Raw genomic sequence first — 26,869 nt, 5'->3', positions numbered from 1 at the left:
TGATTGCGGATTACCTCTGAAGTGATCCACCGCCGCACAACTTCGGCAATAACCTTCTGTTTGGCTTTATCGATTTCAGCCATGTTCGGGCCTGCATGCTTAAGAGGACCGAACTGCACCGCGAGCGGATTTGTTCCTGCTAATCACGAACATCAAGCAGGACGGCGCGCCCGTCTTGCGGGGCCGCGATAAGCAAAATTCCTGGAATGCTGGGCGGGAACGTTAGGCGGCCTAGTGAGGCGCGTGGCTGACAGCTACTCCCGGCCGTCGAAACACACGAACAGGCCAGTGGCGGAAGCTACCTCAAGGATAGCCTCAGTTAGCTCTTCGTCAGATGCCCGCAGACTAGGCGCAGTCACACGGACTCGTTCTATTGCAGCCTTGATCGAGACAATGTCTCCGCGAGCCGCCCCGTTCAGGAGTGCAGCAATAGCCTCATGTAGAATTGGACTGACAATTTGAGCGACACTCATCCGACCATCCCCAAGGGGCACGCCGAAGAGAGGACAGTACTCTCTCCCTGACCGCCATCAACAGGATGTAAGAATCGTACAATGCTGAGCCGTAACCGTCTGGAATGTTTGTTAGAAATTTCTGAGCGGGGGATCGGATAACCCGCTCGCGAAGACCCCCGTGCCCCTTCGTTTCCCATCATACGCCAGCCTCAGGAAATCCTAGGGCCTCGGTTAATCCAGCGGTTCGGTGCCGTTTGTCGGCCGAGGTCCGCGTTGCACGGCTCGGGCCGCTCTCGTGGCTGCGCTGCTGCGGCAGGAAGGTCTTGCCGCCAACCTCTCGCCAACCTGCATGTCGGCGCCAAGAATATTGCGCGGGAGCGAAGGCGTGCGCGCAATCGCTCCGGTTGTTGGCTTTTGTTGACGCCATCCGCGACGCCGCGCTGGCCGGGTTGAAGGAGCACGATCGGCTGACGATGGCCAGAATGCAGATGGAGCGGCGGCTGCGCGAGAGACGCGCGAATTCAAAGCTGCCCGACCTCGTCGAGCTGGTGCTGTCGAGACCGGCTGTCTCCACGGCTCTTATCCAGGAGCGACTAAAGATCTCGAAGCAGGGCGCGCTCAATCTCGTGGGCGAACTCGGCCTGCGTGAGATGACGGGAAGGGGGGCGGGCCTGGGGGATTGTGTGATTTGCGGTGGTTGGAGTAAGGGCTGTCGAACCTTACGGACTTACCTAACTTGACGAACTTTCGATCCGTCTCCACATTGGAGGAAAAAGGTGGCTATTGTCCGCAGCGATAAGGCGCGTGATCTTGCACACCGGCTTACCCGCCGTGAAAACCGCTCGATTGCGGAGGTGGTCGAGCGCGCCCTCGAATCCTACGACGTCCGCGAGGCCGGTCGCGAGCCTGCTTCTGCCTTCTATCTGCGTCTTTCAGCGCAATCCGGCACAGACATCGACCTTGAGGTGGTGATCCGTGAGAGTCGCCGGCCGAATCGAGGCGTCGAGCTTTGATCTTCGTCGATACCAGTAGTTTCCGAAACGTTGAAAAAGACCCCAGACGACGCAGTCATTGCCTGGCTGATCCGATACGATGCCGAACTCGCGCTTCCAACCGTGACGATTGCCGAGATCGCCTTCGGCATCCAGAAGATAAGACCGGATCAACGTGCCGAACGGCTGGACCAAGGGTTGGCGGACTGGCGCCGGCGTTTCGCAGACCGCACCTTCGGTCTGAGAGAAGAAGCTGCGCTGGTTTATGGGAAATTATGGGTGCTGCTGCTCGCCAGGGACGCGGCATGTCGGCACCCGATGGCATGATCGCGGCGATCGCTCGAGTAAACGGTGGCCGCCTCGCCACGCGCAATCTGACTGACTTCGAGACGGAAGGACTCGTTCTGACATCTCCGTGGGAGTTCTGAGACGTTTTCCTGTCGTCGCTTTTGCTCAAGCCCCATCTGCCAGTCACAGACGAGCTGAAAGGCCGTCAAAGCGCAGGCGAGCGACATCAGGTTCGATTGCATGCCGTCAAATCCCCTCAAGATCACTCGAAGCGCCTCCTCGGCAGCCTCGCCGGAAGGCTCCCGCAACCGACGCTGCCCTTTTTTTGAGAAACCAATTAGGCTCGCTGGGCTTGCGAGACCCGAGAGGGGCTGATCTGAAACAGATGCCGGACGTGAAACAATTGAGATTGCTCGGCGTTCTGGCAGCCGCAGCGATCGGTCTGTATGTCTGCTATCTGCTTGCGTGGCCTTTTTTGCCGGCATTGACCTGGGCTCTCGTCCTGGCAGTCATTCTGTCTCCGGCTCATCGTTGGGTTGAGAGACGGGTCGGAAATCGAAACCTGGCAGCGCTGATATCGGTAAGCGTCGCGGCGATTGCTGTCGGGCTGCCGCTGGCACTCGTCGCACAACAGCTCGTTCGCGAGGCGGTAAACGGAGCGACTTATCTGGAGGAGGTCATCCGTGGTTGGGATGCAGACGGCTTCATGTCTGGCTATCCCACGCTTTCGGTCATTGCCCAATGGATCGAGAACCAATTCGATCCGGCCGGCTCCGTCGCAGCATTCGTACAATGGCTGACTGGACAAAGCACCTCGCTGTTGCGTGGCTCCATCTATCAGGTCGCGATGTTCGGGCTGACATTTTATCTTCTGTTCTATTTTCTGCGCGATCGCCAACATGCCCTGCAAGCCGTTGCGGGCCTTTCGCCCCTGCGCGCTCCGGAGACAGCATACATCTTGTCCCGCTTTGCGGAGACCGTCCATGCAACACTGCTCGGCACCGTGTTCGTCGCCGCCGTCCAGGGAACATTGGGTGGCCTGATGTTCTGGTGGCTCGGCCTGCCGACCCCAGTCTTTTGGGGCCTTGTCATGGGACTTCTTGCCATAGTGCCTGTGCTCGGGGCATTTGTGATCTGGGTGCCCGCAGCGGTCTATCTCGCGCTGGAGGGGGCTTGGGCCAGCGCGGCGATATTGACCGTCTGGGGCGGCGTCATTGTCGGCGGCATCGACAATCTGCTCTATCCGATGCTTGTGGGGAATCGGTTACGCCTCCACACGGTCGTGGCCTTTGTCGGCTCGGTCGGCGGCATTGTCTTGTTTGGGGCATCCGGCCTTGTCCTCGGCCCGGCGGTGATCGCCATCACCATCAGCCTCATTGATGTTCTGAAGAACCGATTGACTGATCCGCCCAAGTCGGCGCCGCCGCGCCCTACCGAGCTACCGCATCAGCCCGTGACGGATTGACCACGAAGACAAGGGCTGCTCATGAGTTCCGTGTTCTGACCGCACCATACTCAAGATCAAGCGCGCGGAAGGGGCGGGCTGGCCTTCGAGCGGTAGCGAGAAACCTGAACAACTCTGGGCCAGACAGTTCAATCAAGGCAAGCACATCAGCTCGGCTGCTGTATTGCGGCGAGCTTCCAGTCCCCGCTGTTCTGGCGCATGAAGGTCCACAGTTCGGTTGTCTCGGTCGGCTGATCGGCCTGGCCCTCAACGATCTTGCCGCTGCTGCGATCGCGGGTTACGTCGCGAGACTCATAGCGCAAAGCAGCCGTCGCGTAGTCGCGGTCACCCTCCCGCCAACTTTCCGCAATATCGGCCTCCAACAGGCTGACGTCCGACACGTCGTTCCTGACGCCCTTTTTGGCATTGTCGGCAAGTTCCTCGGACAGATAGGACACCATCTCGGGCGTCGCCAACCGGCGCAAAGCAGCATGATCTTCGCGCCCGAATGCCTCCTGAACTTCCGTCAGCCGTTGCTGGAACGTGTCGAGGTCGGTTTGCGTGAGTGTGATCTCATCGGAAGCGTTGGCTTGGCTCGTTCCGCCAAATCCTGACCCGATGCCTGGAATGGGGAAAGTTGTACCGTTGCTCGGCTCGGGCCCAGCTGCTGCGTTTCGCCCAAAGGTCCCGGTGCCCCGCGAGGCACCGGCCGTAGCGGGCGCTGGGTTGTATGTCGATTGCGAGCGGAAAAAGCGGATCGCCAGCATGATGACGCCGCCGATCAGCAGGACTTGGAGCAAAAGACCCAACATGCCGGCCAAGCCGCCGAACCCATGGCCCAGAAGAACGCCGATCAAACCGCCGACGAGCAGCCCCCGCATCATCGATCCGCCGAGGCCGTTGAAGAACCCTGGGCGCTGGAATGCCTGCGGCTGACGGGCCGCATTGTTCGTTGCCGCATTAGGCGTCATCGAGCGCTCGACCGGTGCGGCCGGTTGCGGCGCGACTCTGGTCGGCGGGACCGGCTGGAAAGTGCGCATGCCGCGACTGCCGAAGCTGCCGCCACGGCGCGCATCGGCATGGTCCACAGCGACCGTCGAAAATGCCAGGAACAATCCGGCGAACAAAACTGCAATCCGTCCCCAACGCGAAATCAGCATAGGCAAATCCTCAAGTGACAATCTGTCCACCCATATGGGGTGCGTCGATCGAAATATCAGTGAATAGTCCGCTGAGATATTTTCCGACGGCATGGTCGGGCGCCCGCCGGGGTTCACGATGAGACTGTCCAGCCTGCCCAAGCGAGATGATTGCCTGTCCGATCATGCAGGCGCGCCGCACCCGGCCGACCGCCGTCTGTCGCATCAAGAGCAGCGGATATGCAAGCGTCGGGTCACCGCTCTTCCGGCGACGATGCCGACGGTCTCCCGGCAATGACTTGAGCTTGACATACAGCTTTTCTAGGTACTAACAACACCTCTGCAAAACCTGCCATACAGGTTTGCCTTCTGAACTGGAGATCGCGTGAGCACGGTGGTAGCCGCAAAACATTCCGACGCAGCGAGCCTGGTCAGCAATACGATCGGCGAGATCACGCGCCACATCCGCACGCATGAACTCGGACCAGGCGACCGGCTGCCCAGCGAGGCCGCGCTTTCGAGGCAATTGAGCGTCTCGCGTACTGTGGTGCGCGAGGCCTTCAGCTCGCTCGCCGCGATGCGGCTTATCGACCTCAGGGCAGGCAGGCGGGCTACCGTCGCCGAGCTGGACTATGGCGCCATGTCGCTGGTGATCGAGCATGGTGTCCACACCGAGCAGATCACGGTGCAGCAAATCTACGACGTGCGCCGCACGATCGAGACCCGCACCGCCATGCTGGCGGCTTTGCGCAGAACCGCCGACGAAGTGGAAAGGATCAGGGCGCACGCGCTTGCCATGCGCGAGAATTTCCAGCGACCGGAACAGGTCATGGAGCACGATCTCGCCTTTCACCTCGAAATCGCCAAGGCGGCAAAGAATCCGGTTTTTAGCCTCATCGTAGGCGCGTTCGAGCGCGTATCGCGCCAGACCTGGCCGATCGGCTGGCGCAGCCGCCCTTCGGATGCCGAGCAGTTGGAGATGATCCAGATCCATATCGAGCTCGCCGAAGCAATCGAGACCGGTGATCCCCAGTCTGCTCGCGACCTGATGGCGAGGCATTTTGACGAGAGCGTCAAGGCCCTGCTGGCGGCCGGCATCGCCTGAGGACGGGGGCAATGAAGATCGCGAAACTGGAAACGCTGCGGCTCAAGGAGCGGCCGAACCTTCTCTGGGTCCTGGTTCACACGGACGAAGACCTCGTGGGACTGGGCGAGACCTTCTTCATGGCCGAGACCGTCGAGACCTATTTGCACGAATATGTCGCGCCGCGCGTGATCGGTCGCGACCCCTTGCAGATCGACCTGCTCGCCGCCGATCTTGTCGGCTATCTCGGTTTCCGATCGACGGGCGCGGAAGTCAGGGGCAATTCCGCTTTCGACATCGCGCTTTGGGATCTGTTTGGAAAGGCCACGGGTCAGCCGATCACACAGCTCCTCGGCGGGTTCACCAGGCACGAGATCAGGACCTACAACACCTGTGCCGGACCCGAATACATCAAGAAGGCCACGGGCCAGACGACGGCCAACTACGGGCTCGATAAGCCCGGCGACGCCTATGATGATCTGAACGGCTTCCTTCACCGCGCCGACGAACTGGCGCATTCGTTATTGGAGGAAGGCATCACGGCCATGAAGATCTGGCCGTTCGACATGGCCGCCGAGAAAACGCGCGGCCAGTATATATCGCAGCCCGACTTGAATTCCGCGCTGGCGCCATTCGAGAAAATCCGTAATGCGGTCGGCGACAAGATGGACATCATGGTTGAATTCCATTCAATGTGGCAGCTGCTGCCGGCCATCCAGATCGCTCGCGAGCTTGCCCCCTACAAGACCTTCTGGCACGAAGATCCGATCAGGATGGACAGCCTGTCCAGCCTGAAACGCTATGCCGAGGCTTCGCTGGCGCCGATATCGGCTTCGGAGACGCTCGGTTCCCGCTGGGCCTTCCGCGACCTTCTCGAAACTGGAGCGGCCGGTGTCATCATGCTCGATATCAGCTGGTGCGGCGGGCTCTCGGAGGCGCGCAAGATCGCTGCCATGGCTGAGGCATGGCACCTGCCGGTCGCGCCACACGACTGCACCGGTCCAGTGGTGCTCGGCGCATCGACCCACCTGTCGCTGAATGCGCCGAACGCGCTTGTCCAGGAGAGTGTCAGGGCCTTTTACAAGACCTGGTACCGCGACCTTGTGACCGCTTTGCCGCAGGTGAAGAACGGCATGATCACCGTGCCTCCCGGACCGGGCCTCGGCATGGAACTGAACCCGGAGATCGATCGCGCCTTCACGGCGCTTCGACGGGTGACTGACGCATCGACTCTCTGAAAATGAACCTGAAGCAGCTTTCTACGGAGGAGGAGAACCATGAAGAAGCTACTTATCTCGGCAGCCTTGGGAGCAGTACTGGCTGGAGGCTCGGCAATCGGCTCACGCGCGCAGGAGCCGATGAACATCGTCTTCACGCATCATTCGTCGGCGTCGAACCCGTTCTGGCAGGCGGTGAAGAAGGGGTTTGACGATGCCTGCGCCAAGATCCAGGCCAATTGCCAGATGGTCTTCACGCAGACCGAAGGCTCGATCGAGCAACAATCGGCCAACATGCAGGCGGCACTCGCGGCAAAACCGGACGCGCTGATCACCTCGATCGTCGACAACAATGCCTTCGACCAGATCATCGCCGACGCCCGCGCTGCCGGCGTCACGGTCATCGCGTCCAACGTCGACGACACCGAGGGTGCAGCCGGCAATGCCCGCCAGGCTTTCATCGGCCAGGGCTTCATTCCCGCCGGCTACGAACTCGGCAAGAAGATGTCCGAGTTCTTCCCCAAGGAAGGCAAGATCAGGGCGCTCGTCGGCGTCTCCGCGCCCGGTCAGAACTGGTCGGAACAGCGCGCAGCCGGCGTCATGAAGTTCCTTGAGGAATACAAGGCCGCGAATGGCGGACGCGAAGTAGTCATCGAACGGCTCGACACCGGCACAGATGGCGCCGTCGTCGCCGATCGTGTTGGCGCCTATCTGTCTGCCCACCCGGACACCACGGTGTATTTCGACACCGGCCTTTGGCATGCATATGTCGCCCAGGTGCTGATCGATCGCGGCGTCGAGCCGGGCAAGGTGCTGATGGGCGGCTTTGATATCGTCTCGGAAGTCCTGCAACAGATGGAAGCGGGTTATATCCAGGTTCAGGTCGACCAGCAGCCCTACATGCAGGGCTTCATGCCGGTGATGGAAGCCTATCTCGCCAAGAACGTCGGTCTTCTGCCGGCAGACATCGACACCGGCAAGGGCATCATCGTCAAGGAAGACGTGCCGAAGCTCAAGGAACTGGCCGCAAAAGGCGTGCGGTAGGCGGCGAAGCCGGCGTCCTCTCCTCGTTCTTTACGGGAAGGAGGCAAGGGTTGGGGGCAGGCCGCGTGGCCTTTGGGCGCTTTAGCTCCACCCCTTATCCTGCCACCGCATCTCCCCGCCAAGGGCGGTAGAAGACACACTGCCGCCATCCCTTGCCGATGCGGCAAGCCAGCGCAAACAATCCCAAGCCGGAGCGAATGATGAAGCGCTTGATGAAGATTTATCTGGAGAAGCCGGAGCTTGCCGCGGTCGTGTTCCTGCTCCTCCTCCTTCTCGTCTTTCAGATACGCTCGAACGGCGTATTTCTGAACACACAGAACGTGCGCGGAATGCTTGGGCTGCTGCCTGAAATGGGGCTGGTCGCGATCGGCGTGACCCTGCTGATGATATGCGGCGAGTTTGATCTTTCCGTGGGCTCCGTCTTTGCGCTGACCCCGATGACGATGGCGGTGATGCTGGCGGCCGGCGTGCCGTTCGCGCCGGCCTTTGCCGCCGGCCTCGCGATCGCCGCCCTGATCGGCTTCTTCAACGGGTTCATAACGATTCGTTTCGCGATACCAAGCTTCATCACCACGCTTGGCATGCTGTTCATCGCGCGTTCGCTGACGGTGGTAATCTCCGGCGGCTTCCCTCCTGTCATCCCGGCCAACGCTCTGCCCAAATGGCTGTTTACGATCTATGTGGGACCGGGCGACCTCTTTCGCATGTCGTTCTTCTGGTTTGTCGCCGTGGCAATCCTGGCGACGGTGCTTCTGTCGCGCACGAATTTCGGCAACTGGGTGCGCGCCACCGGCGGCTTTCTGCCTGCCGCGCAATCGATGGGCATCCCGACGGCCCGGGTGAAGGTCGCCTGCTTCATGATCTGTTCGGTGCTCGCCGGCTTTGCCGGCACCATCCAGGTGATGCGGCTCGGCGCGCCGCTGCCCTCGATCGGCGAGGGGCTGGAGTTGCAAGCCGTGTCGGCTGCCGTCATTGGTGGCGCCTCGCTGGCTGGCGGCATCGGCACCATCTTCGGCGGCATCATAGGGGCTGCCCTTATTCGCGTCATCGACAACGGACTGGTGCTGAGCCAGGTTGACGCCAACTGGTTCAAGATGGCAATCGGCTTCCTGACTATCTTCGCGGTCGTCGTGAATGCCTGGCTGCGAAAGCGGGGCAGGGCAATGAAGGTGGAGACCTGATCATGGCGGCACCCATCATCGCGATCAAGGGACTCCAGAAATGGTATTCCGGCGTCCACGCCTTGAAGAACGTTACACTGGACATCTACCCAGACGAGGCACTGGGCCTCGTCGGCGACAACGGCGCCGGCAAATCGACGTTGATCAACATCCTGTCAGGCACCCAAAAGCCCGATGGCGGCGAGATCAGGATCGAAGGTGAACCGGTCCGATTCTCTAACCCGCGCGACGCCATGGATCGCGGCATCGAGACGATCTACCAGTACAATTCGATGGTGCCGACCATGACCATCGCCCGCAACGTTTTCATCGGACGCGAGCCGGTGAAGGGCTCGGTTTTCGGCATCGGCATCCTGGACCAGAAGCGCATGCGTGATGAAAGTGTCAAGGCGATCGCCGACGTCGATCTGCATCTGAGGTCGCCCGACGCGCTGGTCGGCGAACTGTCGGGCGGCCAGCGCCAAGGCGTGGCGATCGCCCGGGCCATGCACTTCAAGTCGAAAGTCATGATTCTCGACGAGCCGACCAATCATCTTTCGGTGAAGGAGACGCGAAAGGTGATTGGCTTCGTTCGCGCGCTCAAGGCCCAGAAGATCACCAGCGTCTTCATCAGCCACAACATGCATCATGTTTTCGAATGCTGCGACCGGGTCGTGGCCATGGCGCGTGGAGAGATCGTTCTCGACAAGCGGATCGGCGAGACTTCGATCGAGGAAATCCACGAGGTTCTGTGACGCGAAGAAGCGATCAGTCGCGAGCCGCTCTGCTGGTAGAGGTCAGTCTGCGCTAGGGCTTTTGCGCAAGGATCGCCTCAGCGGTTTTCTCGTCGATGATCAGCACATCGACGACTCCCAGACGCAACACGGCGCGCAGCACCGGAACCTTGTCGAGGCCGCCGGAGGGCAGGATCACAGTGTCGACGTCGCGCAGATGTTCGGGCGCGAGGCCGATAACGCGATTGTTTAGTGGGTGATCGACGAGTTGTCCGTCGGCGCCGATCCAGTGGCCGCAAATATCGCCGACGGCTCCCGCTTCGCGGAGCGATTTGAGATCATCGTCGCCTACCAGTCCGATCCGAAAAATGGTGGCGTCCTTGTGCACCGCGCCCACCGAAACGAAAGCGGCGTCAACGTCGCGGGCATGGGTGAAGGCGTCTTCCAGAATGGACTGGCGCATAAGCAGATCGCGCGTGGCCTCCGTGTCCGTGAACACCGGTGCTGCGATGTAGAAGCATTCCGCATCGAAAAGCGCCGCGAGCCGCGAAGCGATCTCATAGATGTTGATCGCCGATCCGCGCGTGAGCCCACCAAGCAGGGAAACGACCGACATTCCTTTGACCGGGCGTACGGTCACTGACCGCAGACTAAGCTGGAGCGTCCGTCCCCATCCCACGCCCACCGATATCCCGTCGCGGATTCTGAGCGACAGGGCCTCACCGGCGGCGGCTGCGATGACCTGTGGCACCAGCGCGGGATCGGGTGGTGTCGGAACCACGATTGGATCCGAGACACCATAGGCGTCCCGCAGCCGGTGCTCCAGCTCGATGCAGTTCGCCACCTTCGAATTGATGCGAATCTGAACGATCCCCCGCTGGCGCGCATGCGCCAGCATCCGGTTGACGCGAAGGCGGGTCAGGCCAAGAGACTTGGCAATTTGCGCCTGCGTGAGGTCACCGACGTAAGCAAGCCAGGCGGCGCGCACGAGCAGCCCTTCCTCACGATCAGCCGTGACCGAACTCGTTACAGCTTGGCGGCCGTCGCGTTTCTTTCGTGCGGGTTTCTCCATCAGATCATCCTGTCCACTCCGCGGCAGCGGGTCCAGAGCGGGCTCGGCCGAGCCATGTGCTCATCGATATGAGGCATCAATCGAGTTTCCCCGGCTCCGCTAGCCTCGATGATAGCGGTCGAAGGACAAAACCAGCGGAGCATCGTGACAAACCGCGTCGATGATGGCGGTCGTCAGCGGCAGGCGATCATGGGGAAGTACACCCCGGGCCATCATATTCTTCAAAGTCGGACCAAGGTCCAGCGCCAGTTGCGCTCCCTCGACCGTGTCCGAACTCATATGTTCGCGCTTCGCCACGGAATAGGGCAGGCCGCGGCCAAGCAGGCGCCCCATGCGACCGTTACGGCCCGCCTGGCAGGTCACATAAAGATCGCCGGAGCCTGCCAGCCCCAGCACTGTTTCGATTTTTCCGCCCAGAGCATCGACCAGAATCGCCATCTCCGCGAGGGACTGCGAGAAAAGTGACGAGGCAAGATTGTGCATGAGCGCACCATTGGGCGCCTTGCCGTCGCGCTCCAGCAGTCCGACGGGAGCCCCAACGGCGAGTGTGTAGAAATTCTTGAAAGCAGCGCAGATCTCGACGCCGACGAGATCGGATGACGATCGCGCGTGATAGAAGGGCGCGCGCAGAAGGCGGGAGGCCGCGGCCACCTGGTCGGGATCGTGTCCGGCAACGATCACAGACGTATCGCGCTGTGCCGCCAGTTCGCCGGCAATACACGGTCCGCCGACGGCCATCACCGGGACTGACAAGCCGGTGCGTTGCTCGATCTCGCGGGCAAGCAGATGTGGCAGGATGTCGATGCCTTCGTCGCTTGCCGCAAGTCCTTTCGTAATCATCAGTATCGGCACGGGCGACTTGATGCTTTCGGCAATGCGCTCGATCGCCCAAGGAATGCCGGCCGACGAGACGCCGAGTACAAGCAGATGGGGTCCATCGTTCATCGCTGCCCCGAATTCGGTCCAGGACCTGGCGGCCACCACATCAGGCAGTGTGGTGTTGAGGCGCGGATGACGACCGGTGCTGGCCACCGAGTCGACGATCTCCTCGTCGAGATGGGTGCCGACAAGAGTGATGCGGTTACCCGCGTGAGCGGCCGGAAGCGTCATGGCAGAGCCCATGACGCCGGCGCCGAGGATAACGACCTGGGCCATTCAACTTCTTCCCTTGTCCAGTCGCTCGCCGCTGCCTTGGTCGAACAGGTGGATTCGCTCAGGCGCCGGTTCCAGATGGATTACAGCTCCAGGAGAGAACTCCATGCGGTCATGCAGCACCGAGCAGATCGCGGTGTTGCCCATGCTGGCAAAGATGTGGATTTCGGGGCCGGTCGGCTCGACAACCGTAATCCTGGCCGGGATGCCGCGCCCGTCGACCACGGGTCGAAGATGTTCGGGGCGAATGCCGTAGATCACCTTTTGGCCGGGCCGGACCGCAGCCCCTGGCGGTAGCGGGAGGGATAGCTCGTCCGTCCGCACCACCCAGGCGTCGCGCTCGGATGCCACCTCGCCATGCAACATGTTCATTGCGGGCGAGCCGATGAAAGAGGCGACGAACAGGTTTGCCGGGTGATCGTAGACATCGAGCGGGCGCCCGATCTGCTCGATACGGCCGTCGCGCATGATGACGATGACATCGGCCATGGTCATGGCCTCGATCTGGTCATGCGTGACATAGACCGTGGTGGTCTTCAGTCGCTGGTGGAGTTCCTTGATTTCGGTGCGCATCTGCACCCGCAGCTTGGCATCGAGGTTGGACAGCGGCTCGTCGAACAGGAACACAGTTGGGTCCCGCACGATGGCGCGGCCCATGGCGACACGCTGCCGCTGGCCGCCCGAAAGCTGGCGAGGGTACCGTTCCAGATAGGGAGTCAGGTTGAGGATCGATGCCGCCCACCCGACCTTCTGTTTGATTTCTTCGTTGGGGCGCTTCTTCAACTGCATGGAAAAGGCCATGTTGTCGAAGACGGTCATGTGCGCATAAAGCGCGTAATTCTGGAAGACCATCGCGATGTTGCGGTCTTTGGGATGAAGCGTGTTGACGACCCTGTCGCCTATGGCGATCTCACCGGACGTGATGGGCTCGAGACCGGCTATCATGCGCAACAACGTGGACTTGCCGCAGCCGGACGGCCCCAACAGAACGACGAACTGGCCATCCTCGATCGAGAGATCGAGTCCATCGATAATCGAGAGGGCGCCATAGTCCTTCTTTATGTTGCTGATGGTGACAGACGCCATAAATTGCTACCCTTCGATTGCCCTTGCCGGTTGGATCTCATTTTCGCCATGCGAGCCATTGGCGATCGGATGCGCTCTCACCATTCGCTGTCCAGAAATTCTTCCAAGAGTCCCGCATCGGCGGCCAGATTGACAAAGGACCAGCGGCCGCGGATTTCTCGCGAATAGCGAATGGCATTGTGCCAAAGCGCGCGCGGCAGGCCTAGTTCCGCGCCGGTGACCGGCCCCCCCGCAGCCTTCAGTGCTGCCTCCATGCGGGCAACCGGCATTGCCATTGGCCGAACCTCCTGGCGCAGGGCCGGCCAGATTTCCGCGAGTTTCCGGTTGAAGATTTCCGTCTGGCTGGCGTCGAGTGCTGTCTTCCTCATCTCGGCAATGCAAAGTGGTCCAAGCTGCGCTCCATAGCGTGCCAGCATCGCCGCCTCGTCGATGACGGTTGGCTTTGCCTGCGGCGGCTCTTCCATGTCCAGCAGCCGCGCTTGCAGACGCGCCATGACCAGCGAGGCAACCCCAACCTGCTGGCCGTGCGTGGTGCCTGGATGATGTGCTTGCGCGAACATGTCGACCCAATGGGAGATCTGGTGCTCCCCCATGGACCCGGGATGGGAAACGCCGGCAAAGCACACGCCCATCGAGCACAGCGTCAGGACGCGCTGGAGATGTCCGACGGCGGTGATGTCGTGCCTGGCAAGGCCAGGCGCATGGGCCAGCATCGGTTCCTCATCGCCCGCCTGAAGCAGATAAGGCACCTCGGAATAGTAAGTGCCGAACAGCCGATGCGAAGCCCACCAGTCGGTCTGGGCGGTGGAGCGGCAGAGGCTGTCGCCAAGCCCGGCGGCGCTGAGCCAACTGGGTGCTGCAGCCGACACGCCAAGGTCCAGGAAGATGCCTCGCGGAGCATGCGAGGGCAGCGAGATCTTGAGCCCTGAAGCCAACGTCACCGACGCTGTCGAGGCGCCATAGCCATTCATCGAGGCCGCCGTGCCGAAGACGGCATAGGGCCGCTGGTCGAGGAAGGTTGCATGCTTGCAGCTGTCGTTGAGGACGCCGGACCCGACGGCCACGACGCCTTCGGCGTGACGCGTCTTCTCCCTGACCATCTGGATCGTTGCCTCATCGCAGTCGAGGCCGTCAGGCAGCACGATTTCGTCGATTTCGGCGATGGCACGCAGCGCCTTCGCGACGCGCCTGCCCATCACATCGACGGTGTTGATGTCGGAGACCACGGCGATGCGGCTGCCTAGCGCCAGGGGCGCAACGAGATCCCCCTCGCGGCCCTCCGTCGTCTCCAGCAATTCGATTGTCTGGAACGGCAGGACCGCGGCTGCGCCTGTCTTGGGATCTGTCCAGCGTCCTGCGACAACGTCCTCGATCAAGGCGTTCCAGTTGCTCGCTTCAGCCATGATCGGTCTCCATGAAGGCCGCGAGACGCTGGTTCCAGGTTGAAAGCGTTGGCCAAAGATCGGCATGGATCGCAAGAAGTTCGGCGTAGAGCGTGGCCCGTTTCGCGTCCGGTTCGAAGGTTTTGGCCGGCTCGCTGGCCATTGCGAGCGACGCTTCGGCGATGGAGGAAAACCAGCCCACGCCCTTTGCCGCCGCCATCGCCGCGCCAAGCGAGGAGGCTTCCACCGTCGTCGAACGCTTTATGGGATGATCGAGCGCATCCGCCAGAATCTGCATCCACAGGTCGGATTTCGCTCCTCCGCCGATGGCTATGAATTGGCCGATGGTCTGGGCGGCCGCTGCGGCGGCCCGCTGACTTGTCGCGGCCTGATGCAGCGCTATACCTTCCAGCACGGCACGATAGATGTCGCCGCGGCTGCTCGAGCCGGACAGCCCGGCAATCACACCACGGGCCCTACTGTCCCAGTGCGGGTCCATGACGCCCTGCCAGTAGGGAAGAAGCATTATGCCGCCTGCGCCGATCGGGCTGGCAGCGGCTTCGGCCTCGAGCGCTGCCAGGCCGCTTGCGCCATGCAGATCGACGCCAAGCATTTCGCGCGCCATCCAGTCGACGAGAAAAGTGCCGGCGCGAAGGCACGTCTCGTAGATATAGCCATCATCGGCGACCGCCGTCTCGGTGCGGAAGGCCTGGTCATGGACGTAGTCCGTGCCAAAGCTGCCGGAGACGACCGCCGTGCCGAGATTGATGTAAGCGCATCGCGGCTGCAACACGCCAGCGCCCGTTCCGGCGCATTGACCGTCGCCGCCGCCGGCGACGATCGGCGTGCCCTCCCGCAGGCCCGTCAGTATGGCGGCTTCCGAAGTCAGTTGGCCCAGAACGCTGCCGGGCCTCGCCAGGTCCGGCATCATTCCCCGCGCCACGCCCGCGGCGTCCAATATTTCGTTGGACCAGTCCATAGCTCGCATATCGAGTATGCCCATCGGGTCGGCGGATGCGGTGGACGTCACCCACCGGCCGCTCAAGCGAAAGACCAGATAGCCATGGACTTCGGCCATTCGCTCCACGCGGGCAAAAATCTCGGGCTCTTCCTCGCGAAACCAGATCATGCGGTAAAGGCAAGGAATGACGTCCAGCGGCTTGCCGGATATTGCGTGGACGCGTGCCGCGCCGAAACTCTCGCCGAAGCGCCGTGCTTTCCCACGGGCGCGCTCATCGAGCCAGAGCGTCGCCGGCCCGACCGCTTGGCCCTGCTCGTCGAAAAGGCCGAAGCTTTCGCGCTGGTTGGCAATCGCAAGGGCGGCAATGCGTGCCGGCGAAACTGTTGCCGCGACAGCACGAAGCGCCGCAACCGTCGAGGCCCACCACTCGGCCGGATCCTGCTCGAAATAGCCCGGCCGCGGGTTGGACATTGCAAGCGGTGCACGACCTTCAGCCACGGCCAGCCCATTGCGGTCCCAGGCGATCGCCTTGGTTGCCGAGGTCGAGGAATCGATGCCGATGACGAGATCCGGAACCATTGCCGCCACATTGCCAAAGGGCGAGGGCGGTGGAAGCCGCCTTCGCCCAAATCACGACGAGTCGCTAAAGACCGGCGTCCTTGACTTTGCCGTCGACAATGCCGGCGATGGCATCGAGGCACGCCTTGGCATTGCCGCCATAGTCTTGGCCCGTAAGCAATTTGCCGAGCTCAACCGGAATGTCGTTGTTCGACAGATCCGCCCAGATCGGCATGTCCGGCTCCGATCCCATCTGGTTGTCGATCGTGTATTTGATCGCGTCGAAGTGGCGTGTCGTTCCAGGCCCGACGACGGCCTTCGCCTTCACGCGAGGATCGGTGAAGGAAGAATTGCGCATCGGCGAGGCGCCGCCGCCGAGCGTCGATACCCGCGCCATCACATCCTTCGAGCAGACCCACTGCATGAACAGCCATGCTGCTTCCTTGTTCTTGGAATATTGCGACAGCGAAATCGTCGAGCCGCCCTGGTGACCAACGGCCGGGATTTCGTTGAAGCCGCAATCGGCGGCGGCGCGACGACCGGGAACCTCCTTGGGCGCGGGCAGGGCCTCGAACAGGCCTTTGACCTTGGAATCGTTGGCGTCGAAGCCGGGGAAATCTTCGCCCCAGGTGATTGCCATCGCCGCCTGACCCTGTGTTAGTGCCTGTCCCTGGCCGTCCCAAGTCCATGTCGTCGCAGAGGGCGGCGAGTTCTTGACCAGCTCCTGATAGAATTGCAGCCCGGCCACGCCGCGCTCGTCATTGCCGACAAACTTCTTGTCTTTGTTGAAGATCGAACCGCCATGGCCCCACAACGCGAAGGTCCAGTCGCATTCGAGCGAATAGTGGCCGGACTTCGCCTGGCACGCGGTGCCGAAGATGCCGTTGCTTTTTTCTGCCTCTGTAAGCGCCTGCACGGCCTTGAGGTAGGCGTCGAGATCTGTCGGCAGCGCAATGTTGTGTTTGTCGAAAAGATCCTTGCGGTACATCAGGATGAAGATCGGAATATCGAATGGTATTCCGCACTGTTTGCCATTGTACATGGCAATGCCGTCGACCAGCGGCTTGGAGAAATCGTCCCAGTCGAAGTTGGGCATCGCCAGTTCTTTGTTCTGGTCATAATACTCGCGCGGGTCGACGACATCCTGGGCAAATGTCGCCATCCAGGACTGGTCGAGATAATAGACGTCGTACGTGCCCAGCTGGCCCTGCACGTCTTGCGTCGCCTTGGCGAGAACCTGCTCCAGCGGCACGATTTCGACTTCCACCTCAATGCCGGTTGCCTTGGTGAATTCACCTGCGACAAGCTGGTTGGCGACGATCGTTGGCGGCGTAGCTTCCGAAGTGTAGCGGATTTTGGTGCCGGCATACGGTTTGCCGACATCGGCCAGCCACTTCAACATATCGGCGTCCTGGGCGCGGGCTTCTTCAACCCCGAGGCCCAGGATCCCGCGATTGGTGCGGCCGCCACCTAGCATGGCTGATCCGAAGGCAGAAAAGCCGACACCGGCGAGCGCCATCTTCCTCATGAAGTCGCGTTTGGTTATTCGGCGCGCCGTAAAGTCGTTGCAGGTATCGGCGACGAATGTCTTCTTGTCGTGTTCTCTGAAGCTCATGATCGTTCCTCCGTTGCGTTTTTTGTCGTCGTTCTTCTCGCCTGCGCCTCACTCCTTCAGGGACCCGAGGGTGAGGCCGCGGACCAGATGCCGTTGAACCAGCAGGATAAAGATGAAGCTGGGTATGATCGCGGACGTGCCGAGCGCTGTGATGTAGCCCCACTCGGTTGCGGTCGAGGTGACAAAGGTCGAAATCTTCACCGGCACGGTGCGGATCGACGTTGTCAGGAACAGTGAGAGCAGGAACTCGGTCCACGAAAAGATGAAACACAGCACAGCCGTCGCAGCGATGCCGCCCTTGACCATGGGAAGGACCACGCGCCGGAACGTCTGCCAGCGCGTCGCGCCGTCGATCAGTGCCGCCTCGTCGACCTCGCGCGGGACGTCGTCGAAGAACGACTTCAAAAGCAAAACCGCCAGCGGCAGATTGATCAAACTGTGAACGAGGATGAGCCCCGTATAGGTATCGCGCAAGCCGAGATCGCGGAACATGAAAACGATCGGAATGACGATCGCGATTGGCGGCATGAAGCGCTGCGAGAGAATCCAGAACAGGAAGGACTGCTGGCCGCTGAACTGCATTCGCGACAGGCAGTAGGCGGCCAGAGTTGCGAGCAGCAGCGTCATAGCCGTCGATCCGACGGCTATGATGGCACTGTCGAGCAACGACTGGCGGGAATCATAGGAACTCGCGCCCCCCTTGATGACCCCGGCCGCTTCGCCGCCCTGTTCCATGCCGATGTCGACGCGCGAAACGCCAAGCAACGTCACGCGGTAGTTGTCCGGCGTCGGCGTGAAACCGGTGTAGACCGGTCCGCTGCGATCGAAGATCGCCGAATAGGGTTTGATGGACGACAGGGCCCACCACGCGATCGGGAACATGAAGATCGCCACCACCAGGACGGCGAGCACGTCACGGGCGATCGTTTGAGCGCGCGACGACTCCATCAGAATCTCACCTTGAACAGCCTGACGAAGACGTTCGACACGACGATCAAGACGACGAGCACGATCAGCGACAGGGTCGCGGCATAGGGGAAGTCTCCGGTGAAGTAGATTCGCCCCGCGTAGAATGAAAGCGTCTCGGTGGCCGTGCCTGGCCCGCCAGCGGTGATGATGTAAACGTAGTCGTAGATGCGAAAGAGATCGACGCCGCGGATCAGCACCGCAACCGCTATCACCTTGCGCAGCATCGGCAATGTGAGCCGCCAGAACGTCTGGATGCCGGTGGCGCCGTCGATCGCCGCTGCCTCGAAAGGTTCCTTCGGCAGCGCCCTGAGCCCTGCCAGGATGATGAGCACCATGAACGGCGTCCACTGCCATATGTCTGCCAGCAGGATCGCCGCCAATGCGGTTCCGGGCTGCGTCAGGATCGGCTGTGCCGGCGAGATCAGGTCCAGGGCATAGAGGTAAAACGATAGGACGCCGAAAGAGCCGTCCTGCATCAGCAGGAACATCATTCCGGTCACCGCAGGCGGCACCACCAGCGGCAGTGTCATCAGCGCCCGAAGCACCCCGTAACCTTTGCGATCGGTGTCAAGCAGAAGCGCAATGAGGATGCCGAGCGCAAGCTGAACCGCAAGCGCGACGAAGGTGTAGATCAGCGTGGTTTCCAACGAATGCCACATACGCGCATCCGAGAAGGCACGCGTCCATTGGTGGAGCCCGGCGAAGTCAAGTTGCCGGGAGACGACATTGCGTTTGTGAAACGAAAGCCAGACTGAATAGGCGAGGGGATAGATGCCGAAAACGAGAAGCATCACCGTGATCGGCGCGAGCCAGGGGAAAGGATGCTCGGCCGTCATGAACCGGGGCAGGGCCCATCTGGGCGTTTCGCGGGTCACGGTCACCGTGCTCACGCGCAAATCTCCGCTAGGTCACAGAGACGCATCGGCCTTCTCCCTATCGGCCAGATTGTGCCAACTTGAACTTTTGTAAGTTTGTTGTGTCTTTTGTTAAGAACGTGTCGGACGGCCGCCGATTTGTCAAGTGTCGGTTCCCTCAGCGCTCAAGGGATTTGCTCGTGGTCCCAGAGGATCCCGTCATCGCCGGGTATGGAGTTGTTCTTGGAGGGAGCGCCGCCGGTAAATGCCGTGCATCAGCACCAAAAGCGCTCAGGGCTGCCGTCAGCCAGCCTTGGCGGCCCAAGAAGCTACGCAACGCATCAAGGAGATCGGGAGGGCAGCCCGGGGGATTTGGAACTCGCCTTAATCCGGCAATTGGATCTGAAGCTTTACGTCCGCCGGCCGGGCTTCGACCGCGCGATCAAATGCGGTGATGGAGTCTTCGAAGGGGAAGGTCGCCGAAATCAAGGGTTTGAGATCGACCCGGCCCGATCCCATCAGTGCGATCGCCCGGTCATATTGGTGGGCATATCGGAACACCGTCTCGATGCGGATTTCCTTGGTAGAGGCCGTAGCGATATCGAACGCCACCGGCGCGACCGGCAGGCCGACCACCACCACGGTACCACCGGGCCGCGGCAGATCGAGCAACGTCTCCCATGCTTTGGTCGAGCCGGAACATTCAAAGACGACGTCGATGCCCCAGCCGTCGGTCAGGCGCTTGACCTCCGCCGGCAGGCTCTTGTCGCGGATGTTGACCGGGATCACACCCTGGTAGCCGGCGGCAATGTCGAGCTTGGGTTGGGCGAGATCTGCAACAACGGCGCGGGCGCAGCCGCCGGCGAGCGCGGCGATCGCCACCATCGTGCCGATCGGCCCGGCGCCAATCACCACCGCGGTGTCACCCGGCGCAATCTTCGCTTTGGCCGCCGCCTGCATTCCGACAGCGAAGGGCTCCACCATCGCGCCTTCGGCGAAGCTGACATTGTCGGGCAGTTTGAAAGTGTAGTTGGCGGGGTGCACGACATAGGGCGTCAGCACGCCGTGGATCGGCGGCGTCGCCCAGAACCTGACCGCTGGATCGATGTTGTAGAGGCCGAGCCGGCTCGCCCGCGAATTGGGATCGGGGATACCCGGCTCCATGCAGACGCGGTCGCCGACCTTCAGATGCTCGACGCCTTCCCCAGTTTCGACGACGGTGCCGGCGGCTTCATGGCCCAAGACCATCGGCGCTTCGACCACGAACGGGCCGATGCGGCCATGGGTGTAGTAGTGCACGTCGGAGCCGCAGATGCCCACGGTATGGATCTTGATGCGAACTTCGCCCGGGCCGACGGTCTGTGGCAGATCGATGTCACGCAGCTTGAGTTCGTGTTGGCGTTCGAGGACAAGGGCGCGCACGTTCGTCATCGACGTAGTCTCCTCTAAAGCCGATCGTAGGGGCCTTTAACCCTCTACGGGTATACACACCGTCCATCTATGCATCATTGTTCTCCGGGCTGGCGCTGTGGCCCCGATAGACGCGATCGAGCGCAGGCGGGTTCAGTTGGTGCTGGTTGTGGGGGTGAACCCGCACTGCTTCTGTTCCATATCGATCTGCTTCGTGATGCGGACGGCGTTCTGTGCGTAGGCCTCCGTCACGGAGCCACTATTCACGGTCTTGCCCTTCAGCGGACTCACGCCTGCGCAGAGGTGGAAAACATGCGGCTCGGCGGACTTCGCGGCTCCGGCTTCCGGCGCGATCCAGTAGACGACATCCTGACCGGCGGGGTGGCTCGCGTCCCGCGTCGCCGCCGTCACCGCGGCGGTGTCCGTCGCGATCGCCTGCGCCTGGGCGGCGACATCGGGCGAACAGGCGGTGGTGGGCTGCCCCGACTTGATCTGGGCCGCGCATGCGTTCATATCCTGGGTATACTGTTCGACCGACGGGGGGGTGAAACTGATCCCCATGACGGTCGCGAGCACGGCCAGCGCAGCGCCGACGCCGCCGGCAACCTTCTTGGTCCGCGGATCCATGTTTTTGTCGGTGAGGATCAGGAAAACCAGCGGGAGGAAGGCAATCAGCGTGATGATTGCGCCGAGCTGGTTTTGGAAGAAGAACCTGGCCGCGTCGGATGCACGGGCCGGATCGTGCCTGTTGGCCGCCTTCCACAGCAAGTTCCCGGCGATTGCGAAAATCGCGATGCCGACCAGAAGGCCGATGACCAGCGGCAGGTGTGCCTGGTCGAACTTGTTCTGGCGAAGCAGCATGATTCCGTAGATCTCGCCGCCAATGGCGACGATCCACGAGAGTGCGGCGAAAAGGCGAAGACGCGTGGCGGAGGACTTCTGGCCCTGCGTCGCTTGCCAATCCTTCGTAACGTCTGGCTTGTTGTCGGTCATGACCAGATCCCCTAATATCGACACTTCTGCGGGCAGCGTTAGACCAGAAGGCCAACCCGCCCGGCGCAACAGCATTGAACGAACGCCACCTGCCTTAGCGACGCGGCGCCACGGCAGGCCTCATCTCCATTCATAATTCATATTGCGCATGAGTGAGTCCGTCCAGACCCACGCAGGCAGACGCCTATGCGGCGATGGCTCCGTTCTTCTTAATCTCCGGCTCGAACTTGACGCAGCGGACTGACAACTTACGGCCACATAAGCGGGACGTAGAGTATCTGCTCGGCACGGAGGGCTCCTGTACAACTCCGACGTCGCAGGGCAGATCAACCGGTTCGGCCAACATCAGAATCAGTCGAACGAGGGGGCGAGCGCGAATCCACGATGCCTGACGGCTTTCTAAAAGGCATCAATGCCATTCAGTCGCCGCATGGGCGCCAAGCTTGGCCCCCGACCATCTGCATTGATAATAATGCAGATTTGCATTATCTTATCGCAAGAACAGGAAATGTTTAACATGGCAACGTTGACAGTGACGACAAGGGGACAGGTGACCTTCCGCAAGGGCGTGCTGCAACATCTGGGCATCAAACCGGGCGAGAAGATCGAGCTTGATCTGCTGCCCGACGGTCGGGCGGAATTGAGGGCTGCACGGGCGAAGGGGTCGTTCCGGGACCTCCACGGCTTCCTCAGAGGCAAGACGAACGGCCGGGTGCTCAGCATCGAGGAGATCAACGAGGCGATAGCGGAAGCGGGCGCTGCGGCCGGGTCCGGCAAGGAATGAGGGTGACGGCCGACACGAATGTGCTGCTGCGCGCCTATGTCGCCGATGATGAGGCGCAGGCGGCCATTGCCGTCGACCTGCTGGCCAAAGCGGACATCGTGGCCGTGAGCTTGCAGGCCTTGTGCGAGTTCGCCTGGATTCTGGCCCGGCAGTACCAGACAGAGCGCGAAAATATTGCCGCGGCGATCCGGGCGTTGCTGAACACCGCGAATGTTGTCATCAACCGGCCGGCAGTTGAGGCAGGGCTGTCAGTCCTCGATGCCGGCGGCGATTTCGCGGACGGCGTGATCGCTTTTGACGGCGGCTGGCTTGGCGGGGAGACTTTCGTCTCGTTTGACCGGAAGGCCGTCAAACTGCTCTCGGCGCAGGGACAATCCGTACAGCTTCTTTTCTAAGTCTCTTTCCGCGGTGGTCTTTCGCCCTGTGCTGTCGCGTCTTTAGAGGCCACTGCGAGCAATCGGATTCTGTCTGCGGTACGGATGTCAGATCAGAATGGCGGGGTGAGAGCCGACGATCGCCGATAAGTGATTGTGGAAATCGTTAGAATTCCCCAACTACCAGGCCGACTTGGTCGCGCAGATCGCGTAGCGATGCTGCGTCGAACGTTCCAGCGCCCTGAGGAAGTTCATGTGCCGCGCCTGCGCACGATGAATTGCGCCGAGCCGGGTGTCGACCACAGGCATCTCAAAGCCAGCCTCCACCAGAAGCGCGCAGACCTCGTCCGCTTTGGCGCCACGCGAAAAGTGCAGCCGTGACAGGATGCTGCCATGGCGGTCCGCCATCACCTGATCCAGTTCGTGGACCGGCCCGACTGTCCGGCCAACGGCCCTTTCCAGGACTTGTCGCAGAGAGGTTACCCAGGTTTTACTGACGAAATCACCATCAATGATCAGCAGCCGTCCGCCAGGCTTGAGCAGCGAGAACCATTCGGCGAATGCCGCTCGCGGATCCACCAACGTCCAGACGAGATGACGGGTGACGAGGACGTCATAGCTTTCTGCTTTTTCAAGGGTTCGCTCGGCGTCGCCGATCAGAAACCGGATGCCGCTTTCCCTCTGCGTCGCCTTTGCACGCGCGCGGGCAAGCATGGCCTCTGACCAATCGAGCCCGGTCACGGCATAACCCAGGTCGTGCATGAGATGGGATATGACCCCGGTGCCGCAAGCGAGGTCGAGCGCGCGACGCCCATCCCCGCGCCCCAAGTGCTTGAGTATCAGCCTGTGCCACGCCAGGCGTTCGCGCGGTGAGAAGATTTCATGCCCCACCGAAAGGTCGAATGTTCCGGCGCGCGTCGACCAATAGTCGCGTATCTCGTCCCGCAGCGAATAATTGGGCTCGCCCGCCATTCCTGACCCCTTGTCGTCGTACCAGTCTGGAATGGCTCTAAAAGATATTTCTTGAGAATTGAAGTCATCTTTTATAAGCCACCTCTGGCTAATTCATTTCAAGAGAGGGCGCGATGAATTTCGGAAAGATCCCAGCAGCGACGATGGCGGCCGCTATCGTCGCTCTGTCGATGACGCTGGCCGCCAGGGCCGAAATGGTTGCAGTGACTGACATCACGGGCCGCCAGGTCAAGGTGAACGTCCCTGTCGAGAGGGTAATCCTGGGTGAGGGCCGGCAGGTCTATCTCGTCGCGGCGCTCGACACCCAGGATCCGTTCAAGCGCATCGCTGGCTGGCGCGAGGATTTCAGCCAAGCGGATCCGGACAACTACGCCGCCTATCTGGAAAAATTCCCAAGGATGGCGAATATCCCCACATTCGGCGGTTTCAAGGACGGCACTTTCGATGTCGAGCAGGCGGTATCGCTCAAGCCCGACGTCATCGTAATGAACATCGAGTCGAAGCAGGCCACGGAAGACGCCAAGTATATCGAGAAACTCACCGCTGCCGGCATTCCGTTGGTTTATGTCGATTTCCGCGAGCGTCCCTTTACCAACACCGAACCCAGCATGCGCCTTTTTGGCAGGCTGTTCGGCAAGGAGAAGCGCGCCGAGGAATTCATCACCTGGCGCGCCGCCGAGATCGCGCGCGTTACCGACGTAATCGAGAAGGCCAAGCCGGAAAGGCCCAAGGTCTTCATCGAACGCGCCGGCGGCTATTCGGACGATTGCTGCATGAGCTTCGGCGACGACAATTTCGGCAAATTCGTTGAGATGGCAGGCGGTGACAACATCGCCAAGGACATCATCCCCGGCACCTTCGGCACACTCAATCCGGAACAGATCATCGCCTCCGACCCGGATCAGATCATCGTCACCGGCGGCTCGTGGGAAGCCTATGTACCGGGCGGTGCCTGGGTCGGCGTCGGCCCCGGCCGTGATGAGGCAGAGGCGGTGCGCAAGCTGAAGGCGCTGACCGAGCGGCCGGCGCTGACCGGCGTGAAGGCCGTCGAGGACGGCGCGGTGCATGCCATCTGGCATCAGTTCTACAACAGTCCTTATCAGTTCGTGGCCATCCAGCAGATGGCGAAGTGGCTGCATCCCGATCTTTTCGCCGACCTTGATCCTGAGGCGACCTTCAGCGAGTTGCACAAGAAATTCCTGCCGATCGCATACAGGCCCGGCCACTGGGTCTCGCTGACCGATGTCGATTGAATCGACGGCCGTCAGCACCGCGCTCGACAGCACCGATGGACGAGGGCGTTACCGCGCCCTCGTCTGGCGGCGGCAGTTGATCCTTGCCGGCCTCGGCGCTGCCCTGCTCTTCAGCCTGTGCGTCGACCTTGCGGTCGGTCCCGCCCGCTACGACCTCGGCGAGGTCGTGCGGGCCCTTGTGTTCCCCGACACCGTGCCGCAGCAGGTGCGCGTGGTGCTCTGGGACATCCGCATGCCGGTGGCCCTGATGGCGATTGTCGTAGGGGCGGCGCTCGCCGTGGCCGGCGCGCAGATGCAGACCATCCTCAATAACCCGCTGGCGAGCCCCTTCACGCTCGGCATATCCGCCGCCGCGAGCTTCGGCGCCGCGCTTGCGCTTGCCTTCGGAGTGAGGCTTGTCCCCGCCGCAGTCGAGTATGTAGTGCCGATCAACGCCTTCGTGATGGCGATGCTGGCGGCCTTCCTAATTCACGTGCTGAGCGTCAAGCGCGGCGTCAGCGCGGAGACGATCGTGCTGCTCGGCATCGCGCTGGTTTTCACCTTCAACGCGCTGCTCGCGCTCGTCCAGTTTTTCGCGTCGGCGGAAGCGCTGGCGGCAGTCGTCTTCTGGACAATGGGCAGCCTCACCAAGGCCACCTGGCCTAAGCTTGCGGTCACCACATTCATTCTCCTCGCAGTCTTACCCATTTTCGCCCGGCGCGTCTGGGCGCTAACGGCGTTGAGGCTCGGTGAGGACAAGGCGGCCAGCTTCGGCGTCAAAGTCGGTCGCCTGCGGCTCGAGACGCTCATCCTGGTGAGCCTCCTCGCCGCTATTTCCGTCGCCTTCGTCGGCACCATAGGTTTTATCGGCCTCGTGGGCCCGCACATCGCGCGCATGGTCATCGGCGAGGACCAACGCTTCTTCCTGCCCGCCTCGGCCCTCGCGGGCGCGCTCATCCTGTCGGCCAGCTCGGTCGTCAGCAAGTCGCTTATCCCGGGGACGGTCTTCCCGATCGGCATCGTCACCTCGCTGATCGGCATCCCCTTCTTCATCTCGCTCATCCTGTCCAGCACGAGGCGCTCATGGTGATGATCCGGCTTGAGGCGCTCGGCGCGCGCTACGGCACGAGCCTCCGGCTTCGGGATGTGACGACGCCAGCGTTCGAGGGCGGAGACATTGTGGCCGTGATCGGTCCGAATGCCGCCGGGAAGTCGACGCTCTTCAGGCGAATCGCCGGCCTCCTGCACGGACCGGGAGCAATGCATGTCGAGGGGGCCATTCGCCGGACGAGCGGCATCTGCTACATGCCACAGGAAACGTCCGCCAACGCGGTGCTCACCGTCTATGAGTCAGTGTTGCTCGCCCGCAAGCAGGGTATGGGCTGGTCTGTGGGCGACGACGATCTGGCTCGCATCGACGAGACCCTTGCGGCGCTCGGCATCGCCGACATCGCTTTCCGCAACATTGGCGAGCTTTCCGGCGGCCAGCGGCAACTCGCCAGCCTGGCACAGACACTGGTGCGCGAGCCGGAGGTCCTGCTGATGGACGAACCGACATCAGCACTCGATCTGTCGCGGCAGGTGGAAGTGCTCGGTCTCATGCGGGAACTTGCCAGGGCGCGAGGCATGGTCGTGCTGATCGCCCTGCACGACCTCAATCAGGCCCTGCGCTTCAGCGATCAGACAATGGTCATCGCGGACGGCCGGCTGGTCGCATGCGGGCCAACGCGGGACATCATCACCTCACATCTGCTGCGGGACATTTATCATCTCAACGCGCGCATCGAGCCGTGCTCGCGTGGCATCGGCCATGTCATCGTGGATGGCGTGGCGGATGGGCGTCGGACGCTCATAATGCCGGCAGCGGAGACCGAATCCGGGCTTCGGAGCAGATTCGA

The 26,869-nt window shown here is 61.6% G+C and carries 24 protein-coding genes and 2 pseudogenes; 14 read left to right on the top strand and 12 right to left on the bottom strand.

The window, feature by feature from the left end; all coding sequences use genetic code 11:
* Positions 1-859 precede the first annotated feature (859 nt).
* The 4 genes and pseudogenes from NKH17_RS26655 (at position 860) to NKH17_RS26640 (ending at position 3,200) form a co-directional block, all read left to right on the top strand.
* On the top strand, positions 860-1,195 hold the full coding sequence (locus tag NKH17_RS26655) for a helix-turn-helix domain-containing protein (RefSeq protein ID WP_352808138.1): 336 nt from the start codon (positions 860-862) through the stop codon (positions 1,193-1,195).
* Between the two features lie 36 nt (positions 1,196-1,231).
* A complete protein-coding gene (locus NKH17_RS26650; RefSeq protein ID WP_352808139.1) occupies positions 1,232-1,468 on the top strand; it encodes a plasmid stabilization protein in 237 nt (78 codons plus the stop codon).
* Positions 1,465-1,875 (top strand): annotated as a pseudogene (locus NKH17_RS26645) (PIN domain-containing protein). The gene NKH17_RS26650 and the pseudogene NKH17_RS26645 overlap by 4 nt, the downstream one beginning before the upstream one ends.
* A gap of 245 nt (positions 1,876-2,120) precedes the next feature.
* Positions 2,121-3,200: an AI-2E family transporter gene (locus NKH17_RS26640; protein ID WP_352808140.1), complete on the top strand. Its 1,080-nt coding sequence runs from the start codon at positions 2,121-2,123 to the stop codon at positions 3,198-3,200.
* 146 nt (positions 3,201-3,346) lie between these two features.
* Here the strand turns inward: NKH17_RS26640 and NKH17_RS26635 are convergent, their stop codons facing one another.
* Positions 3,347-4,336, bottom strand: a complete 990-nt coding sequence (locus tag NKH17_RS26635; protein ID WP_352899923.1) for a Tim44 domain-containing protein — start codon at positions 4,334-4,336, stop codon at positions 3,347-3,349.
* Positions 4,337-4,703: 367 nt separating this feature from the next.
* On the opposite strand from NKH17_RS26635, the gene NKH17_RS26630 reads away from it, so the two are divergent.
* The 5 genes from NKH17_RS26630 to NKH17_RS26610 all read left to right on the top strand — a co-directional run bounded on the left by NKH17_RS26630 (position 4,704) and on the right by NKH17_RS26610 (position 9,578).
* Entirely contained in the window at positions 4,704-5,423 is a 720-nt protein-coding gene (locus NKH17_RS26630) for a FadR/GntR family transcriptional regulator (protein WP_502895628.1), read from the top strand.
* An 11-nt stretch (positions 5,424-5,434) separates the two neighbouring features.
* Positions 5,435-6,640 carry a mandelate racemase/muconate lactonizing enzyme family protein gene (locus NKH17_RS26625; RefSeq protein ID WP_352507682.1) on the top strand — a complete coding sequence of 402 codons (1,206 nt, stop codon included), beginning with the start codon at positions 5,435-5,437 and terminating at the stop codon, positions 6,638-6,640.
* Between the two features lie 39 nt (positions 6,641-6,679).
* Positions 6,680-7,663 (top strand): sugar ABC transporter substrate-binding protein, encoded by a 984-nt coding sequence (locus NKH17_RS26620; protein ID WP_352808141.1) that lies wholly within the window; start codon positions 6,680-6,682, stop codon positions 7,661-7,663.
* Between the two features lie 200 nt (positions 7,664-7,863).
* Positions 7,864-8,844, top strand: a complete 981-nt coding sequence (locus NKH17_RS26615) for an ABC transporter permease (RefSeq protein WP_023678771.1) — start codon at positions 7,864-7,866, stop codon at positions 8,842-8,844.
* Positions 8,845-8,846: 2 nt separating this feature from the next.
* Complete coding sequence (locus NKH17_RS26610; protein WP_352808142.1) at positions 8,847-9,578, top strand: ATP-binding cassette domain-containing protein; 732 nt, start codon at positions 8,847-8,849, stop codon at positions 9,576-9,578.
* A 52-nt stretch (positions 9,579-9,630) separates the two neighbouring features.
* On the opposite strand, the gene NKH17_RS26605 is transcribed toward NKH17_RS26610, so the two are convergent.
* The 10 genes from NKH17_RS26605 to NKH17_RS26560 form a co-directional block, all read right to left on the bottom strand.
* Positions 9,631-10,629, bottom strand: a complete 999-nt coding sequence (locus NKH17_RS26605; protein WP_352808143.1) for a sugar-binding transcriptional regulator — start codon at positions 10,627-10,629, stop codon at positions 9,631-9,633.
* Positions 10,630-10,728: 99 nt separating this feature from the next.
* On the bottom strand, positions 10,729-11,784 hold the full coding sequence (locus NKH17_RS26600) for a hypothetical protein (protein ID WP_352808144.1): 1,056 nt from the start codon (positions 11,782-11,784) through the stop codon (positions 10,729-10,731).
* Positions 11,785-12,867: an ABC transporter ATP-binding protein gene (locus tag NKH17_RS26595; RefSeq protein WP_352808145.1), complete on the bottom strand. Its 1,083-nt coding sequence runs from the start codon at positions 12,865-12,867 to the stop codon at positions 11,785-11,787. It lies immediately after the preceding gene.
* A 77-nt stretch (positions 12,868-12,944) separates the two neighbouring features.
* Positions 12,945-14,270 (bottom strand): iron-containing alcohol dehydrogenase, encoded by a 1,326-nt coding sequence (locus tag NKH17_RS26590; protein ID WP_352808146.1) that lies wholly within the window; start codon positions 14,268-14,270, stop codon positions 12,945-12,947.
* Entirely contained in the window at positions 14,263-15,789 is a 1,527-nt protein-coding gene (locus NKH17_RS26585; protein WP_352701479.1) for a xylulokinase, read from the bottom strand. Before NKH17_RS26585 ends, NKH17_RS26590 begins: the two co-directional genes overlap by 8 nt.
* A 64-nt stretch (positions 15,790-15,853) precedes the next feature.
* Positions 15,854-17,383, bottom strand: coding sequence for an ABC transporter substrate-binding protein (locus NKH17_RS26580; RefSeq protein ID WP_352777380.1), 1,530 nt, complete (start codon positions 17,381-17,383; stop codon positions 15,854-15,856).
* A 48-nt stretch (positions 17,384-17,431) separates the two neighbouring features.
* Positions 17,432-18,331 carry a carbohydrate ABC transporter permease gene (locus NKH17_RS26575; protein WP_352808147.1) on the bottom strand — a complete coding sequence of 300 codons (900 nt, stop codon included), beginning with the start codon at positions 18,329-18,331 and terminating at the stop codon, positions 17,432-17,434.
* A complete protein-coding gene (locus NKH17_RS26570; protein ID WP_352752807.1) occupies positions 18,331-19,242 on the bottom strand; it encodes a carbohydrate ABC transporter permease in 912 nt (303 codons plus the stop codon). The genes NKH17_RS26575 and NKH17_RS26570 overlap by 1 nt, the downstream gene beginning before the upstream one ends.
* Before the next feature lie 348 nt (positions 19,243-19,590).
* The gene (locus NKH17_RS26565; protein ID WP_352808148.1) at positions 19,591-20,637 is read right to left on the bottom strand and encodes an NAD(P)-dependent alcohol dehydrogenase; all 1,047 of its coding nucleotides are present in this window, start codon (positions 20,635-20,637) and stop codon (positions 19,591-19,593) included.
* 132 nt (positions 20,638-20,769) lie between these two features.
* Positions 20,770-21,609, bottom strand: a complete 840-nt coding sequence (locus NKH17_RS26560) for a hypothetical protein (protein WP_352808149.1) — start codon at positions 21,607-21,609, stop codon at positions 20,770-20,772.
* A gap of 517 nt (positions 21,610-22,126) precedes the next feature.
* On the opposite strand from NKH17_RS26560, the gene NKH17_RS26555 reads away from it, so the two are divergent.
* Both NKH17_RS26555 and NKH17_RS26550 read left to right on the top strand, forming a co-directional pair.
* Positions 22,127-22,393 carry an AbrB/MazE/SpoVT family DNA-binding domain-containing protein gene (locus NKH17_RS26555; protein ID WP_352808150.1) on the top strand — a complete coding sequence of 89 codons (267 nt, stop codon included), beginning with the start codon at positions 22,127-22,129 and terminating at the stop codon, positions 22,391-22,393.
* Positions 22,390-22,788 carry a type II toxin-antitoxin system VapC family toxin gene (locus NKH17_RS26550; protein ID WP_352808151.1) on the top strand — a complete coding sequence of 133 codons (399 nt, stop codon included), beginning with the start codon at positions 22,390-22,392 and terminating at the stop codon, positions 22,786-22,788. Before NKH17_RS26555 ends, NKH17_RS26550 begins: the two co-directional genes overlap by 4 nt.
* Before the next feature lie 159 nt (positions 22,789-22,947).
* Here NKH17_RS26550 and NKH17_RS26545 read toward each other — a convergent pair whose 3' ends face one another.
* Positions 22,948-23,739, bottom strand: coding sequence for a class I SAM-dependent methyltransferase (locus NKH17_RS26545; RefSeq protein WP_352808152.1), 792 nt, complete (start codon positions 23,737-23,739; stop codon positions 22,948-22,950).
* A 143-nt stretch (positions 23,740-23,882) separates the two neighbouring features.
* On the opposite strand from NKH17_RS26545, the gene NKH17_RS26540 reads away from it, so the two are divergent.
* The 3 genes and pseudogenes from NKH17_RS26540 to NKH17_RS26530 all read left to right on the top strand — a co-directional run.
* Positions 23,883-24,992: an ABC transporter substrate-binding protein gene (locus tag NKH17_RS26540; protein WP_352808199.1), complete on the top strand. Its 1,110-nt coding sequence runs from the start codon at positions 23,883-23,885 to the stop codon at positions 24,990-24,992.
* Positions 24,982-26,061: a FecCD family ABC transporter permease gene (locus NKH17_RS26535; RefSeq protein ID WP_352808153.1), complete on the top strand. Its 1,080-nt coding sequence runs from the start codon at positions 24,982-24,984 to the stop codon at positions 26,059-26,061. The genes NKH17_RS26540 and NKH17_RS26535 overlap by 11 nt, the downstream gene beginning before the upstream one ends.
* Positions 26,055-26,804, top strand: a pseudogene (locus NKH17_RS26530) (ABC transporter ATP-binding protein); the annotation flags it as partial. The gene NKH17_RS26535 and the pseudogene NKH17_RS26530, both read left to right, overlap by 7 nt.
* Positions 26,805-26,869: the final 65 nt, after the last annotated feature.

The organism is Mesorhizobium sp. M1334 (assembly GCF_040317995.1).
In the GTDB taxonomy this organism is placed as follows: domain Bacteria; phylum Pseudomonadota; class Alphaproteobacteria; order Rhizobiales; family Rhizobiaceae; genus Mesorhizobium.
Note: the sequence above shows the minus strand (reverse complement) of the source record. Positions and strands in the feature narration are given on the sequence as shown.

Excerpts from the sequence above, each read along its gene's own strand:
- NKH17_RS26640 (WP_352808140.1), top strand. The coding sequence starts at position 2,121 with ATGCCGGACGTGAAACAATTGAGATTGCTCGGCGTTCTGGCAGCCGCA.
- NKH17_RS26625 (WP_352507682.1), top strand. The coding sequence starts at position 5,435 with ATGAAGATCGCGAAACTGGAAACGCTGCGGCTCAAGGAGCGGCCGAAC.
- NKH17_RS26620 (WP_352808141.1), top strand. The coding sequence starts at position 6,680 with ATGAAGAAGCTACTTATCTCGGCAGCCTTGGGAGCAGTACTGGCTGGA.
- NKH17_RS26615 (WP_023678771.1), top strand. The coding sequence starts at position 7,864 with ATGAAGCGCTTGATGAAGATTTATCTGGAGAAGCCGGAGCTTGCCGCG.
- NKH17_RS26610 (WP_352808142.1), top strand. The coding sequence starts at position 8,847 with ATGGCGGCACCCATCATCGCGATCAAGGGACTCCAGAAATGGTATTCC.
- NKH17_RS26605 (WP_352808143.1), bottom strand. The coding sequence starts at position 10,629 with ATGGAGAAACCCGCACGAAAGAAACGCGACGGCCGCCAAGCTGTAACG.
- NKH17_RS26600 (WP_352808144.1), bottom strand. The coding sequence starts at position 11,784 with ATGGCCCAGGTCGTTATCCTCGGCGCCGGCGTCATGGGCTCTGCCATG.
- NKH17_RS26595 (WP_352808145.1), bottom strand. The coding sequence starts at position 12,867 with ATGGCGTCTGTCACCATCAGCAACATAAAGAAGGACTATGGCGCCCTC.
- NKH17_RS26590 (WP_352808146.1), bottom strand. The coding sequence starts at position 14,270 with ATGGCTGAAGCGAGCAACTGGAACGCCTTGATCGAGGACGTTGTCGCA.
- NKH17_RS26585 (WP_352701479.1), bottom strand. The coding sequence starts at position 15,789 with ATGGTTCCGGATCTCGTCATCGGCATCGATTCCTCGACCTCGGCAACC.
- NKH17_RS26580 (WP_352777380.1), bottom strand. The coding sequence starts at position 17,383 with ATGAGCTTCAGAGAACACGACAAGAAGACATTCGTCGCCGATACCTGC.
- NKH17_RS26575 (WP_352808147.1), bottom strand. The coding sequence starts at position 18,331 with ATGGAGTCGTCGCGCGCTCAAACGATCGCCCGTGACGTGCTCGCCGTC.
- NKH17_RS26565 (WP_352808148.1), bottom strand. The coding sequence starts at position 20,637 with ATGACGAACGTGCGCGCCCTTGTCCTCGAACGCCAACACGAACTCAAG.
- NKH17_RS26560 (WP_352808149.1), bottom strand. The coding sequence starts at position 21,609 with ATGACCGACAACAAGCCAGACGTTACGAAGGATTGGCAAGCGACGCAG.
- NKH17_RS26555 (WP_352808150.1), top strand. The coding sequence starts at position 22,127 with ATGGCAACGTTGACAGTGACGACAAGGGGACAGGTGACCTTCCGCAAG.
- NKH17_RS26550 (WP_352808151.1), top strand. The coding sequence starts at position 22,390 with ATGAGGGTGACGGCCGACACGAATGTGCTGCTGCGCGCCTATGTCGCC.
- NKH17_RS26545 (WP_352808152.1), bottom strand. The coding sequence starts at position 23,739 with ATGGCGGGCGAGCCCAATTATTCGCTGCGGGACGAGATACGCGACTAT.
- NKH17_RS26540 (WP_352808199.1), top strand. The coding sequence starts at position 23,883 with ATGGCGGCCGCTATCGTCGCTCTGTCGATGACGCTGGCCGCCAGGGCC.
- NKH17_RS26535 (WP_352808153.1), top strand. The coding sequence starts at position 24,982 with ATGTCGATTGAATCGACGGCCGTCAGCACCGCGCTCGACAGCACCGAT.